The sequence below is a fragment of the Pseudomonas sp. PS01298 genome (genome assembly GCF_029959745.1).
Lineage (GTDB): Bacteria > Pseudomonadota > Gammaproteobacteria > Pseudomonadales > Pseudomonadaceae > Aquipseudomonas > Aquipseudomonas aylmerensis.
This window is the reverse complement of the sequence record NZ_JASCPP010000032.1, coordinates 43,119-56,750: the sequence shown is the minus strand read 5'-3', so window position 1 is coordinate 56,750 and position 13,632 is coordinate 43,119. Positions and strand designations below refer to the sequence as shown.

Here is a 13,632-nt window from a genome sequence, read left to right as displayed (position 1 = left end):
GCGTTGGGCTGCGCAGCAGCCCCTTTCAAGCAAAATGCGGTGTGCCAGGCATTCCATGCTGATCTGTTTTGGGGCTGCTACGCAGCCCAACGCGGGGCAAGCCCGCTCGCCACAGGAGCGTGCTCACCACCATAAATTTGCTGACTCCAACAAACGTACTCACCACAATAAATTTGCTGACCCCAACAGGCTTGCTCAGCACAGCAAGCTCCTCGCCAGGGTGGAAATGAGAATGTTTTTTGATCACGCCGCGCCGATATGGAATAGTACCCGCCGTTTTCCCCAGCCTGTCTAGCCGGGGTGTTTTAACGCCGAGGTACTTGTCATGCGAATGCTGCGCTCCATCCCGACCCTTGCCGCCTGCCTCCTGGCGTTTTCTTCAAGCGTATTAAGCGCTGCGCCCATCGACCTCAATGACGGCCAGCACGCCGTGCATCTGCCGGATGCGCCCAAGCGCGTGGTGGTGCTGGAGTTCTCCTTTCTCGACAGCCTGGCCGCCGTCGACGTCACACCCGTTGGCGCCGCTGACGATGGCGACGCCAACCGTGTGCTGCCAAGGGTGCGCCAAGCCATCGGCCAGTGGCAGTCCGTAGGCCTGCGTTCGCAGCCGAGCATCGAGGAAATCGCCCGGCTCAAGCCGGACTTGATCGTTGCCGACCTTAACCGTCATCAAGCGCTGTACAGCGACTTGGCAAGCATTGCGCCGACCCTGTTGCTGCCCTCGCGCGGCGAGGATTACCAGGGTAGCCTCAAGTCCGCCGAACTGATCGGCAAGGCCCTCGGCAAAGGCCCGCAGATGCAAGCGCGTATCGCGCAGAACCGCGACAACCTGAAAAAAATCGCCGCGCAGATCCCTGCCGGTACCAACGTATTGTTTGGTGTCGCGCGGGAAGACAGCTTCTCGGTGCACGGCCCGGACTCCTACGCGGGCAGCGTGCTGCAGGCCATCGGCCTGAAGGTGCCAGCGGTACGCGCGAATGCGGCGCCGACCGAGTTCGTCAGCCTGGAGCAACTCCTCGCCCTCGACCCGGGTTGGTTGCTGGTCGGCCATTACCGCCGCCCGAGCATCGTCGACAGCTGGAGCAAGCAGCCGCTGTGGCAAGTGCTCGGCGCCGTACGTCACCAGCAGGTGGCCGAAGTAAATGGCGACAGCTGGGCGCGTAACCGTGGGGTGCTGGCGTCGGAGCAGATTGCCGAAGACGCGTTGGCGATTCTCAAGGGCGGTAAAGCCGTACTGAGCCAATAAGCATGGCGCGCAGTGTGGCGGCAGCCGGCATTCTGCTGCTCGGCGCCGGGTTGTTCTGGCTGTCGTTGTACAGCTGGTCACCGTTCACCCTGACGGCGGCGGATGCCTGGAACGGCCTGGTTCATCAGGGCCGTGTCGGCGGCAACATGGCCTATATCGTAGCTCAGTTGCGTGTGCCGCGAGCGGTGTGCGCGGCGTTGGTGGGGGCTTGCCTGGGCCTGGCCGGGGCACTGATGCAAGGCATCACCCGCAACCGCCTGGCATCGCCTTCGTTGTTCGGCGTGACGGCGGGGGCGGCGTTGGGGCTTGCGTTGTTTTCCACCGGGTTGGTCGCGTTGCCGTTCGCCGGTGGCGCCTTGCTGATGACCTGCCTGGGCGGCGCACTGGCCTGGATCACGGTGTTCAGCCTCGGCGGTGCCTGGTCGCCGACCACGGCCCAGGGGCGCCTGGTATTGGCGGGCGTTGCCGTCGCAGCCCTGTGTGCTGCCTTAACCCGCCTCACTGTGATCCTGGTCGAGGCCCAGGCGCAAAGCGTGTTGAACTGGCTGGCCGGTTCCCTGGCCAACGTCGGTGCGGCGCAGGTGCAATTGCTTTGGCCGTGCACCTTGATCGGCGGCCTGTGGGCGCTGTGGTGCGCGCCGCGCTTGAACCTGATCAACCTCGGCGAAGACGCCGCGCGCTCGTTGGGCGTGGGCATCGCCAGCCTGCGCCTGCAGGTGTTTGTCGCCAGCCTGTTGCTGGTGGGCGCTAGTGTTTGCGCGGTGGGGCCGATTGGTTTTGTCGGGCTGATCGCGCCGAATATCCTTCGCCAGTTTCTCGGCAACGATTACCGCTGGCTGATCCCGCTGAGCGCGGCGTTGGGTGCGGTGATCGTGCTGGGCGCCGACCTGCTCAGCCGCGCCGTGGCCTTCCCGGTGGAAACCCCGGCCGGGGTGGTCACCGCGTTGATTGGTGCACCGTTCTTCCTCTTTCTCGCCAGGCGTGCCCTATGACCCAGCCACGATTGCGCCTCTGGCTGTTGCTCGGTTTGTTGGTGCTGGCGACCTTTGTCAGCCTCAGCGCGGGCACCGTGTGGCTCGCGCCGGAGACCGTGCTGGACCGCCTGCTGGCCCATGACGCGCTCGACTTTGAAGTGTGGAACCACCGCCTGCCACGCAGCCTGATCGCGATCCTCGCAGGCTGCGCATTCGGCCTGGCCGGGGCGATTGTGCAGGGGGTGATTCGCAACCCGCTGGCCTCGCCGGAAATCCTCGGCGTGACCCAAGGCGCGGGATTGGCGCTGACCGTGGCGATCATCGGCTGGCCGCACCTGCCGATCGCCTGGCTGCCGCTGGTGGCGTGCCTGGGCGGTGCCGGCGGCGCGTTGCTGCTGGCGCTGTACAACACCGGCGTGAGTTTTTCCGGGGTGCGCTTTGCGCTGTCCGGGGTGGCGATTGCGGTGACCCTGTCCAGCGTCACCGAGTTTCTGATCCTGTCCCATCCGCTGGATATCAACACCGCCTTGCTCGCGCTGACCGGCAGTCTGTGGAGCCGCAACTGGCACCATGTGGCGCTGGTGCTGCCGTTCCTGGTGCTGATCCCGCTGGGTTTGTGCCTGGCCAAGCCGCTGAACCTGATCGCCCTGGGCGATGAAGCCGCCCACAGCCTGGGCACCGCACTTGGCCGCACGCGCTGGCTGGCAATGGCTTGCGCGGTGCTGCTCACTAGCCTGGGGGTGGGCGTGATCGGCCCGATCGGGTTTATCGGCCTGGTCGCACCCCACATGGCGCGGCGCCTGGTGGGCGGGCATCACCACTATTTGCTGCCGGCGGCGATGCTGATCGGCGCGCTGCTGCTGGTGCTCGCCGACACCCTCGGGCGCAGCTTGATTGCGCCCAGCGAAATCCCTGCTGGGGTACTCACGGCGGTGATTGGCGCGCCGTATTTTCTTTGGTTGCTGGCACGGTTCAAGGGCTGACCACATGAGTATTCTCCACGCACGACAGCTCGATATCGGTTATGGCGCGACGCGCATCGTGCAGGGCCTGTCGTTCGCGCCGCCGGTGGGCAAGGTCACCGCGTTGATCGGCCCCAACGGCTGCGGCAAGTCCACCTTGCTCAAGGCATTTGCGCGCATTCTCAAGCCGACCCAGGGTGAGTTGACCTTGGATGGCCAGGCCTATGCGAGCCTGTCTGCCCGCCAACTGGCGCGACAGGTCGCCTTTCTGCCCCAGGTGTTGCCGGTGCCGGAGGGCGTCAGCGTGCGCCAGCTGATCGCCTACGGCCGCAGCCCGCACAACTCACTGTGGGGGCGCCTGAGCGGCAACGACCAGTCTCATGTGACCCAGGCCATGCAGCGCCTGGAACTGGATAACCTGGCCGACCGTGCCCTGGCCGACCTGTCCGGCGGCCAGCGCCAACGTGCCTGGCTGGCCATGGTGCTGGCGCAGAACGCGCCCGTGGTGCTGCTCGACGAACCCACCACCTACCTCGACATCAGCCACCAGGTCGAACTGCTCGACCTGATGGGCGAACTCGCCGCCGAAGGCAAGACGGTGATCACCGTGCTCCACGACATCAACCAGGCCTGCCGCTACGCCGATCACCTGGCGGTGATGCACGGCGGCAAGCTGGTGGCCGATGGCGCGCCGGAGCAAGTGATCAGTGCCGAGTTGATGCGCCAGGTGTTTGAAGTGCAAGTGCAGATCATGCAGGAACCGGTGGCGGGCACGCCCATGTGCCTGGTCGAGAAGAGCACCCGGCTCGGTTAGTAAATGTGGGAGCGGGCTTGCTCGCGAAGGCGGTGTGTCAGTCACCTCATGCAGTGGCTGATCCACCGTTATCGCAGGCAAGCCAGCTCCCACATTTGGGTTGTATTTCAAGTTCGAACCGGGTCGTACCGTCGGCGCGAATGTTGGCGAAACACCTCGAATCCAAACCCGGACGATGATCAAAACTGTGGGAGCGGGCTTGCTCGCGAAGGCGGTGTATCAGTCACCTCATGCAGTGGCTGACCGACAGCTATTGCAGGCAAGCCAGCTCCCACATTTGGGTTGTATTTCAAGTTCGAATCGGGTCGTATCGTCGGCGCGAATATTGGCGAAACATCCCGAATCCAAACCCGGACGACGATCAAAACTGTGGGAGCGGGCTTGCTCGCGAAGGCTGTGTACCAGTCACCTCATGCAGTGGCTGACCCACCGCCTTCGCAGGCAAGCCAGCTCCCACATTTGGGTTGTATTTCAAGTTCGAACCGGGTCGTATCGTCGGCGCGAATGTGGGCGAAACACCCCGAATCCAAACCCGGACGGCGATCAAAACTGTGGGAGCGGGCTTGCTCGCGAAGGCGGTATATCAGTCACCTCATGCAGTGGCTGACCGACCGCTATCGCAGGCAAGCCAGCTCCCACATTGGGTTTTGTATTGTGGCTTAGGGCACCGCGCAACCTGTGGGAGCTGGCTTGCCTGCGATGGCAGGCTATCCGTCGATACAAGGTCAACTGACCCACCGCCTTCATGGGCATCTCCGCGGTACTGCTATCAGCGAGCGTCAACACTCCACGCTGCCTTCTTTACTTCAATCGCCTTGGGCAGCAGGTGGTTCTGATAGAACAAATCTGCCGTCGCCTGCTGCGCGTTAATGATCCCCTCATCAATCGGCAAGATCGGCGAAGGCGGGCGGTTATCCATGTAGCGTGCGATCACTTCGCGGGACAGGCCCATGAACTGTGTCAGCACGCGCAGGCTGTCTTCGCGCTGGCTGCGGGTGAGGGCTTCGGCGCTGCTGAGTTCATCCAATAGATCATGGATAAAGCCGCCGTTGGCCTTCGCATATTCGCGCCGCGCGGTATACACCGGCCCCGACAGGCCCAGGCCTTCGCCGTTCGCCAGCACATGGCTGGGGCTCTGGCTCAAGGCGAGTGACGAGTAGGGTTCCCAGATCGCCCAGGCATCCACGCTGCCTTGTTCGAACGCCGCGCGCGCGTCAGCGGGGGACAGGTACACCGGCTGGATATCCTTGTAGCTCAGGCCGGCTTTATTCAGGGCACGCAGGATCAGGTTATGGGAGCTGGAGCCTTTCTGGAACGCGACTTTCTTGCCCTTCAGGTCCGCCACTGAATGCAGCGGACTGTCGTTGCGCACCAGAATGGTTTCGGCACTGGGCTTGGCGGGTTCGGCGCCGATGTAGACCAGGTCGGCACCGGCGGCCTGGGCGAACAGCGGCGGGATGTCGCCGGTCGAGCCCACGTCCAGCGCACCGACGTTGAGCGCTTCGAGCATCTGCGGGCCGGCGGGGAATTCGATCCACTTCACCGTCGTCTGCGGAAAGCGCTGTTCGAGCAAGCCATGTTCCTTGGCCAGCACCAGGGCAATCGAGCCTTTCTGATAGCCGATGCGCAAAGTGTCGGGTGCAGCCGCCAACGCGGTTTGCGTAACCGCCAGCAGGCTGAGCAATAACGCGGCAATCCTCATGCCTGAACCTCCTTGAAGCGATTTTGCGGACGCGCCAAACCGAGGTTTTCGCGCAAGGTCGAGCCGCTGTATTCGGTGCGAAACAGGCCGCGCCGTTGCAGCTCGGGCACCACCTCGCGGGCAAAGTCTTCCAGCCCCCCGGGCAGATGCGGCACGAGGATATTAAAACCATCCGCTGCACCCTGTTCGAACCAGCGCTGCAGCTCGTCGGCGATCTGCGTGGGTGTGCCGATCAGGCTGTAATGCCCGCGACCGCCGGCAATTCGCCGGCCCAGTTGTGCCAGTGTCAGATGCTCGCGTTCGGCCAGTTCGCTCAACAGCTGCTGGCGGCTGCGCTGCCCGCTGTCGGTCACCGGCAGCGCCGGCAACGGCCCGTCCAGCGGGTAGCCGGACAGGTCGAAATTGCCCAGCATGCGCCCCAGCAACGCGACGCCCACTTCAGGTTCAACCAGCGCCTGGAACGCGGCGAATTTGGCCTGCGCCTCGGCCTCGGTCTGCCCGACCACCACAAACACGCCGGGCATGATTTTCAGCGCGTCCGCCTCACGTCCATACCGGCTCAAACGCGCCTTGAGGTCGGCATAGAACGCCTGGGCATTCGCCAGCGACGTCTGCGCGGTAAACACCACCTCGGCGGTCTGCGCGGCCAGCTCGCGGCCCGCTTCGGAAGAGCCGGCCTGCACGATCACCGGCTGGCCCTGGGGCGAGCGCGCCACATTCAACGGGCCCTTGACCCGGAAGTGTTCGCCGACATGCTCCAGCACATGCCGCTTGCTCGGGTCGTAATAGGTGCCACTGGCTTTGTCGCGCACAAAGGCATCGTCTTCCCAGCTGTCCCACAGGCCGGTGACCACTTGGTGAAACTCGCGCGCGCGGCTGTAGCGCTCAGCATGGCCCAGGTGTTCCTCGCGCCCGAAGTTCTGCGCTTCGGCGGCGTTGTCCGAGGTCACCAGGTTCCAGCCGGCGCGCCCGCCGGACAAGTGATCCAGCGAGGCGAATTTACGTGCCACATGGTAAGGCTCGTTATAGCTGGTGGTCGCCGTGGCGATCAGGCCGATATGCTCCGTCACTGCACTCAACGCCGAGAGCAACGTCAGCGGTTCGAAATGGTCCGAGCGCGCCATATGGCTGGCGACCTCACCGGTGGCGGCAGCGATGCTGTCTGCCACGAACAGCGCATCGAACTTCGCCGCCTCGGCAACGCGCGCCAGGTGTTTGTACTGGGCGAAATCCAGCCCGGCATTCGCCGGCACGTCCGGGTGGCGCCAGGCGGCGACATGGTGCCCGGTGGCCATCAGGAAGGCGCCGAGTTTCAGTTGACGGCTCATGCTTAGAAATCCTTGCGCAGTTGCACGCCGAAGTAACGTTCATCGTCACGGGGCACGGCGCGGTAGATGTAGTTGCCGCCGGTGGCCAGCAGCGGTGAGTAGGACTTGTCGGCAAGGTTCTTGGCCAGGAATGCCACGCGCCAGCCGTTGCTGTAGTCGGCCAGGGCCACGCTGGCGTTCCAGATGCCGTAGGCGCCTTGCTTGGTGTCGACATTCTGGCTGATGTCGTACTGCACTTCGCTCTGCCAGCTGTAATCGGTGCCCAGTTCGATGTCCAGGCCGTTATCCAGCGGGATTGTGTAGTCGGCGCGCACGTAGCTTTTCCAGTCCGGGCTGTACGGCAGCGGCTTGCCATTGACATTACAGGTGGCCGCCGCGCCCGCCGGGCAGGCGAATTCATCGATGCGTGCACGGGTGTAGGCCAGGGCACCCGAGAATTTCAGCTGTTGGGTGGCCTGCAAGGCGTAATCCAGTTCGACGCCCTCGGTGCTGACGCTGCCGGCGTTGATCAGTCGCGTGACGACCTGCCCGGCGACCGTGTCGAAAAAGTTGGCCTGGTAGTTGTCGTAATCGCTGTGGAACACCGCCAGGTTGGTGGTCAGGCGGTTGTTCCAGGCGGTGGCCTTGATCCCGGCTTCCCAGGTGTTGGAGGTTTCCGGCTTGAGCGCGTCGGTGTCACGCGCCAGCATGTTGAAGAACACGTTGTACGCCGGGCCTTTGTAGCCGCGCGAGTAGGTGAGGTAGCTGGTGATGTTGTCGGTGATGTCGTACTGCACGCCGAGGCGCCCGGACCAGCCATCCTCATCCACCGAGCCGGAACTCGAGGTGGCCGGTTGAATCCCGCTGACCAGGGTGGCCGAGGTGGAGGTGCGACGGTGATCGTATTTCAGGTCGTCGTGGGTATAGCGCAGGCCGGCGATGCCGCGAAAGCGCGAGGTGAAATTCAGCGTGGTCTCGCCGAATACCGCGTAGCTGTCGCTGGTGGTGCTGTAGTCGGCGATCCCGCGGTCGGTGCGTGTGGTGGTCGTCAGCGTGCGCTGGTAGGTCTCTTTGTCTTTGCCGTGCATGTAGAACAGGCCGCCGACGTACTCCAGGAATTCACCTTTGGGCGAGGCCAGGCGCAGTTCCTGGGAGTATTGGTCGAAGGCCAGCTCGCCTTTGTCGGCGGTGCCGGGGAACGCGGCTGTGACGCTGCCGAGGCGGTCGCCATCCTGGTACTGGGTGTTGTCCCAGCCGCGCCAAGCGGTGATCGAGGTCAGGGTGTAGTCGCCCAGGTTCCAGTCCAGTTGCGCAGACAAACCCTTGTTGGTGTCTTCCACATGGCTGCGGGTGTCGGTGTTGATATCACGGTTGTCGCTGGAGGCGCGCACCGGGTTCAACGCATTGGCGAAGGCCGGGGTCAGAGACTTGCTCACCACGCCATTCGGCGCATCGTCGTGGGACTGCATGTAGTCGGCGATCAGGGTCAGTTTCACGTCGTCATTCGGGGTGAATTCCAGTTTGCCGCGAATGCCCTTGTGGTTGTAGCCGTTGACCTCCTGGCCATTGTGTTGGTTGTCGACGTTGCCATCGTAGCTGCCGAACAACGTGCTGATCGAGCCCTTGAGCACGTCCGGCACCAGGCTGCCGCCGATACCGAAGCGGGTACGGCTTTCATTGCCGCTGTAGTAGGACTGGTCGATATAGCCATGGGTTTCGGCCGTCGGCGCCTTGCTGGTGATGTTCAGCACGCCGGCCGAGGCGTTCTTGCCGAACAGCGTGCCTTGCGGGCCGCGCAGCACTTCGATGCGCTCCAGGTCGAGCAGGTCGAGGGTGGCCTGGCCAGGACGCGCGTAGACCACGCCGTCGACTACGGTGGCCACGGTCGGCTCGACGCCAGGGGAGGTGGAAATGGTGCCGACGCCGCGCACGAACAGCGACGTGTCCTTGTTCGATGCGCCGGTGCGGAAGTTCAGTGACGGCACTTGTTGTGCGATGCTCGCCACGCCGTTGCGGTTGTCGCGCTCCAGTTGCTCGCCGTCCAGGACGGAGACCGCCACCGGGACTTTTTGCAGCGACTCTTCGCGGCGGGTGGCCGTGACCGTGACGGACTTGAGCGTCGGTTCCGCCTCGTCGGCGGCAAAGGCGCCGGTTACGGGGAGGGCCGTCAAACCGGCGAGTAAAAACAAGTGAGTGTGCCTGTGCATGCTGTGTCCGCTCGAAAGAAATGCCCTGAACCGCTGCGGTTCTTGCGACCGTCAGCGCCTGTGAAACTGTCTTGGGCATTCGCTCGAGCGAGTAGCAGACAACGCGCTTTGTTAGCGCTAACATCGGCATTATTGGTAGGTCTGGTTTAGAGCGTCAAATACTAAAAAATTAGCCCTATATTCTTTTTTGTTTTTAACAGGATTATCCCGTGAGCGAAGACAAACCGCGCAAACGCCGTGGCGCCGGGCGCGTTACCTTGAACACCGTGGCGCGCCAGGCCGGGGTATCGGCGATTACCGTGTCGCGCTATTTCAACCAGCCGGAACAGGTCTCGCCCGAGCGTCGCGAGCGCATCGCCGCGGTAGTCGCCGAACTCGGCTATGTGCCCAACCTGGTGGCCGGCGGGCTGGCCTCGGCGCGAGGGCGGATCGTGGCGATGGTGATCCCGAACATCTCGGGGCCGATCTTCGCCAATACCATCCAGGGTTTCAGCGACACGCTCAGCCGCCACGGCTACCAGCTGTTGCTGGCGTCCAGTTACTTCAGCGCCGAACAGGAAGAAAGCGCGGTGCGCGCCTTCCTCGGCTGGTCGCCGGCGGCGCTGGTGCTGACCAGTCGCTTCCACAGCGCGGGCACCGAAAAGATGATCGCCGACGTCGATATCCCGGTGGTGGAAACCTGGGACTACGTGCCCGAGCGCGAGCCGTTGCAGATCGGCTTTTCCCACTACGACGTGGGCGTCACGGCCGCGCGCTACCTGCATGGCCAGGGCTATCGGCGCATCGCCTTCGTGCAGAACAGCGCCCCGGGCGACTTCAGCGCGTTGGAACGGCGAGACGGGTTCGCCGCGACGCTGACGGCGTTGGGCGTCGACCCCTGGGTATTCGCCCCCGACGCTGACCGCGCGCCCTTTGAAGCGGGCAAGCAGGCGATGGAAACCCTGATGGGCCATGCGACACCGCCCGACGCGATCTTCTTCGCCAATGACAACCTGGCCGCCGGCGGCCTGTTGGCCGGGCAGCGTGCCGGCGTGAAGATCCCGCAGGACTGCGCGGTGCTGGGGTTTGGCGATTATCCGTTTGCCGAAATGTTGTTGCCGAGCCTCAGTACGATCAAACCGCCGGCCTTGGATATCGGTGTATTAGCAGCGACGCGGGTTCTGCAAAGTTTGGGCGTATTGCCGGTTGAAGAGGAAGTTCAGCGCTTGAATCTTTTGCAATGTCGCTTGATCGAGCGCGAAAGTGCCTGAATAACTAAGCACGTGGCTAATTGCAATTAGCCAAATCCTGACGGCAGGTAACGAAGGCTTTAAATCAAGGGTTGTACCGGAAATCCGGGACAGTCCTTGGCTATTCTTTTCAGTTTGTTTCCGAGCTTCCGGAACTAGCGTTGTAACTTCCAGTCGATAACCCCGGTTAACTTCGACTGCGGCGTGGCGAACTAATGGCCTTTTACCTTTAATGCCCAGTAGTTCCAAATAGCCATACTTTCTCGCAATCAGACACCCACTACTATGTCGTCCATGCCTATCGATGCCTGCCATCTGCAGATACCGCACACCGACCAAGTGTGCGCGTGGCTGATGCAGCACGCCGGGCTGAAAACCGTCGACCTGGAGCGTGCCCGACGCTTGTCCACCGATGCCGGCGACCTGCTGGGGCTGCTCACGCGCCTGGGGCTGGTCTCGGAAATCGAGTTGGCGCGTGCCTGGGCCGGCCTGCTCGGTGCGCCGCTGCTGCTGGCGGATGCCGCGCCGCCGCTGCTCGACCCTTTGCCGGCGCTCACCGAGCGCTTCATGCGCCACTACCAGGTGGTGCCCATGGGCTGGAACCAGGGCGGGCTGCGCGTGCTCGCGGCCAACCCGGCGCAGGCCTATCCGTTCCAGGCCCTGGCCTACGCCTGCCAGGTGCCGGTGTGGCTGGCGATCGGCCCGCGTACTGAAGTCGACACGCTGATCGAGCGCTATTACGGCCAGGGGCGTTCCGCCATGGGCACGCTGATCGAGAACCTCGATGAGCAGGGCGGCGCGCTGGAAGATATCGAACACCTCAAGGACATGGCCTCCGAAGCGCCGGTGATTCGCCTGGTCAACCTGATCCTGCAGCGCGCCGTGGAACAGCGCGCTTCGGATATCCATATCGAGCCCTTCGAAAACCAGCTCAAGGTGCGCTACCGCATCGACGGCGTGCTGCACGACGCCGAGGCACCGCCGGCCAGTTCGTCGGCGGCGGTGATCTCGCGGGTGAAAATCATGGCGCGCCTGGACATCGCCGAGCGGCGCCTGCCCCAGGACGGGCGGATCATGCTGCGTATCCAGGGCAAGGAACTGGACCTGCGGGTCTCCACGGTGCCCACCAGTTTCGGCGAGTCGGTGGTGATGCGCCTGCTGGACCGGCAAACCGTGCAGTTCGACTTCCCCAGCCTGGGCTTCGACGGCCAGCGCCTGGCGGCCTTCCTCGATCTGCTGGAGCGGCCCCACGGCATCCTGCTGGTCACCGGGCCCACCGGTTCGGGCAAGACCACCACGCTGTACACCGCGTTGGCGCGGCTCAACACCACCGAACGCAAGATCATCACCGTGGAAGACCCGGTGGAGTACCAGCTCGAAGGCATCAACCAGATCCAGGTCAAGCCGGCCATCGGCCTGGACTTCGCCGGTGCGCTGCGCTCCATCGTGCGCCAGGACCCGGACGTGATCATGATCGGCGAGATCCGCGACCTCGAAACCTGCCGCATCGCTATCCAGTCTTCCCTCACTGGCCACCTCGTGCTGTCCACCCTGCACACCAACAGCGCCGCCGCGAGTATCACGCGGCTGCTGGACATGGGCGTGGAAAGTTACCTGATCGCCTCGACCGTCAGCGGCATCCTGGCGCAGCGCCTGGTGCGACGGCTGGACCCGGCCACGCGCGTGGCGTTCGAAGCACCGCCGGAACTGGTCGAGGAACATGGCCTCGACCGCCTGACCGAACAGCGCCCGATCCTGCTCTACCGCGGCAGTTATCACGGCCGCAGCGCCATCACCGAACTGTTGGTGATGAACGATGAGCTGCGCAGCCTGCTGATGCGCCACGCCGACGCCGACACTCTGGAGCAGGCCGCCCGTCGTGCCGGCCTGCGCACCTTGCATGAAGAAGGCCTGCGCCAGGCCTTGGCGGGCATTACCTCGCTGGAAGAAGTACTGCGCGTCACCCGTGGAGAGGGTGCGTGAGCCTGTTCAAATTCCGCGCCCTGGACAGCCAGGGTGCCACGCACAGCGGCACGTTGGATGCCGCCGATCAGGCTGCCGCCGTCGCCGCCTTGCACAAGCGCGGCTTGTTGCTGCTGCACATCGAAGCGGCGGGCAGCCGGCTGCTGCGCAACACGCGCGGGCCGTTGAAGGGCGCAGCGCTGGTGAATTTCACCCAGCAACTGGCCACGCTGTTGGGCGCCGGCCAGCCCCTGGAACGTGCCCTCGGCCTGTTGCTCAAACAGCCCGGCCCGCCCGCGGTGCGCGCGTTGATCGAACGCATCCGCGAGCAGGTCAAGGCAGGCCAGACGTTATCCGCGGCGCTTGCGCAAGAGGGCGACAACTTTTCCCCGCTGTACCTGAGCATGGTGCGTGCCGGTGAAGCTGGCGGCGCGCTGGAAAGCACCTTGCGCCAGCTCAGCGATTACCTGGAGCGCAGCCAGTTATTAAGGGGCGAAGTGATCAATGCGCTGATCTATCCCGCGTTCCTGGTGGTCGGCGTGCTCGGTTCCCTGGCGCTGCTGCTGGCGTACGTGGTGCCGCAATTCGTGCCGATCTTCGAGGACCTGGGCGTGCCGATTCCATGGATCACCGAGGTGATTCTCGCGCTCGGCCAGTTTCTCGGTCGCTATGGCCTGGCGGTGTTGGCGGCATTGATCGTGATGGCCTGGACACTCGCCGCGCGCCTGCGCGATCCCCTGCGCCGGCAACGCCACGACCGGCGCCTGCTCGGCCTGCGCGTGATCGGTCCGCTGCTGCAGCGGGTCGAAGCCGCGCGTCTGGCGCGCACCCTCGGCACCTTGCTCAGCAACGGCGTGGCGCTGCTGCAAGCGTTGGTGATCGCGCGGCAGGTCTGCAGCAATCGCGCGCTGCAGGCCCAGGTGGCGCAGGCGGCGGAGTCGGTGAAAGGCGGTGGCACCCTGGCCAGCGCGTTCGGCAGCCAACCGCTGCTGCCGGAGCTGGCCCTGCAAATGATTGAGGTCGGCGAACAGGCCGGTGAACTGGACAGCATGCTGCTCAAGGTGGCCGACATTTTCGACGTCGAGGCCAAGCGTGGCATCGACCGCCTGCTCGCCGCGCTGGTGCCGTCGCTGACTGTGGTCATGGCCGTGCTGGTGGCGGTGATCATGTTGGCGATCATGCTGCCGCTGATGAGCCTGACCAGCAATATATGAACCTTCAAGGAGCCA

The 13,632-nt window shown here is 64.1% G+C and carries 11 protein-coding genes; 8 read left to right on the top strand and 3 right to left on the bottom strand.

The genetic code is table 11. The features are described from left to right. The 5 genes from QMX97_RS13875 to fecE form a co-directional block, all read left to right on the top strand. On the top strand, positions 1 to 295 hold a 295-nt coding region (locus tag QMX97_RS13875), incomplete at its 5' end, for a hypothetical protein (RefSeq protein WP_282397089.1). 30 nt (positions 296 to 325) lie between these two features. Further along, complete coding sequence (locus tag QMX97_RS13870) at positions 326 to 1,246, top strand: Fe(3+) dicitrate ABC transporter substrate-binding protein FecB (protein WP_282397088.1); 921 nt, start codon at positions 326 to 328, stop codon at positions 1,244 to 1,246. A gap of 2 nt (positions 1,247 to 1,248) precedes the next feature. Further along, positions 1,249 to 2,238 (top strand): iron-dicitrate ABC transporter permease FecC, encoded by a 990-nt coding sequence (gene fecC / locus QMX97_RS13865; RefSeq protein WP_120449169.1) that lies wholly within the window; start codon positions 1,249 to 1,251, stop codon positions 2,236 to 2,238. Next, complete coding sequence (locus QMX97_RS13860; protein ID WP_201145436.1) at positions 2,235 to 3,203, top strand: iron chelate uptake ABC transporter family permease subunit; 969 nt, start codon at positions 2,235 to 2,237, stop codon at positions 3,201 to 3,203. The genes fecC and QMX97_RS13860 overlap by 4 nt, the downstream gene beginning before the upstream one ends. A gap of 4 nt (positions 3,204 to 3,207) precedes the next feature. Further along, positions 3,208 to 3,996, top strand: a complete 789-nt coding sequence (gene fecE, locus QMX97_RS13855) for a Fe(3+) dicitrate ABC transporter ATP-binding protein FecE (RefSeq protein WP_065903609.1) — start codon at positions 3,208 to 3,210, stop codon at positions 3,994 to 3,996. 769 nt (positions 3,997 to 4,765) lie between these two features. Here the strand turns inward: fecE and QMX97_RS13850 are convergent. From QMX97_RS13850 to QMX97_RS13840, 3 genes are read right to left on the bottom strand one after another with little or no spacing between them, the layout of a single operon-like run. After that, a complete protein-coding gene (locus QMX97_RS13850; protein ID WP_282397087.1) occupies positions 4,766 to 5,698 on the bottom strand; it encodes a sulfonate ABC transporter substrate-binding protein in 933 nt (310 codons plus the stop codon). Next, entirely contained in the window at positions 5,695 to 7,026 is a 1,332-nt protein-coding gene (locus QMX97_RS13845) for an LLM class flavin-dependent oxidoreductase (RefSeq protein ID WP_282397086.1), read from the bottom strand. The genes QMX97_RS13850 and QMX97_RS13845 overlap by 4 nt, the downstream gene beginning before the upstream one ends. 2 nt (positions 7,027 to 7,028) lie before the next feature. Then, positions 7,029 to 9,212 carry a TonB-dependent receptor gene (locus QMX97_RS13840; RefSeq protein ID WP_282397085.1) on the bottom strand — a complete coding sequence of 728 codons (2,184 nt, stop codon included), beginning with the start codon at positions 9,210 to 9,212 and terminating at the stop codon, positions 7,029 to 7,031. A gap of 209 nt (positions 9,213 to 9,421) precedes the next feature. Here QMX97_RS13840 and QMX97_RS13835 point away from each other — a divergent pair, with 209 nt between their 5' ends. The 3 genes from QMX97_RS13835 (at position 9,422) to gspF (ending at position 13,617) form a co-directional block, all read left to right on the top strand. After that, entirely contained in the window at positions 9,422 to 10,462 is a 1,041-nt protein-coding gene (locus tag QMX97_RS13835; protein ID WP_282397084.1) for a LacI family DNA-binding transcriptional regulator, read from the top strand. 264 nt (positions 10,463 to 10,726) lie between these two features. Next, a complete protein-coding gene (gspE, locus tag QMX97_RS13830) occupies positions 10,727 to 12,424 on the top strand; it encodes a type II secretion system ATPase GspE (RefSeq protein ID WP_065903587.1) in 1,698 nt (565 codons plus the stop codon). Continuing rightward, positions 12,421 to 13,617: a type II secretion system inner membrane protein GspF gene (gene gspF / locus QMX97_RS13825; protein ID WP_282397083.1), complete on the top strand. Its 1,197-nt coding sequence runs from the start codon at positions 12,421 to 12,423 to the stop codon at positions 13,615 to 13,617. Before gspE ends, gspF begins: the two co-directional genes overlap by 4 nt. The last annotated feature ends 15 nt before the right edge of the window (positions 13,618 to 13,632 follow it).

Excerpts from the sequence above, each read along its gene's own strand:
- QMX97_RS13870 (WP_282397088.1), top strand. The coding sequence starts at position 326 with ATGCGAATGCTGCGCTCCATCCCGACCCTTGCCGCCTGCCTCCTGGCG.
- fecC (WP_120449169.1), top strand. The coding sequence starts at position 1,249 with ATGGCGCGCAGTGTGGCGGCAGCCGGCATTCTGCTGCTCGGCGCCGGG.
- QMX97_RS13860 (WP_201145436.1), top strand. The coding sequence starts at position 2,235 with ATGACCCAGCCACGATTGCGCCTCTGGCTGTTGCTCGGTTTGTTGGTG.
- fecE (WP_065903609.1), top strand. The coding sequence starts at position 3,208 with ATGAGTATTCTCCACGCACGACAGCTCGATATCGGTTATGGCGCGACG.
- QMX97_RS13850 (WP_282397087.1), bottom strand. The coding sequence starts at position 5,698 with ATGAGGATTGCCGCGTTATTGCTCAGCCTGCTGGCGGTTACGCAAACC.
- QMX97_RS13845 (WP_282397086.1), bottom strand. The coding sequence starts at position 7,026 with ATGAGCCGTCAACTGAAACTCGGCGCCTTCCTGATGGCCACCGGGCAC.
- QMX97_RS13840 (WP_282397085.1), bottom strand. The coding sequence starts at position 9,212 with ATGCACAGGCACACTCACTTGTTTTTACTCGCCGGTTTGACGGCCCTC.
- gspE (WP_065903587.1), top strand. The coding sequence starts at position 10,727 with ATGTCGTCCATGCCTATCGATGCCTGCCATCTGCAGATACCGCACACC.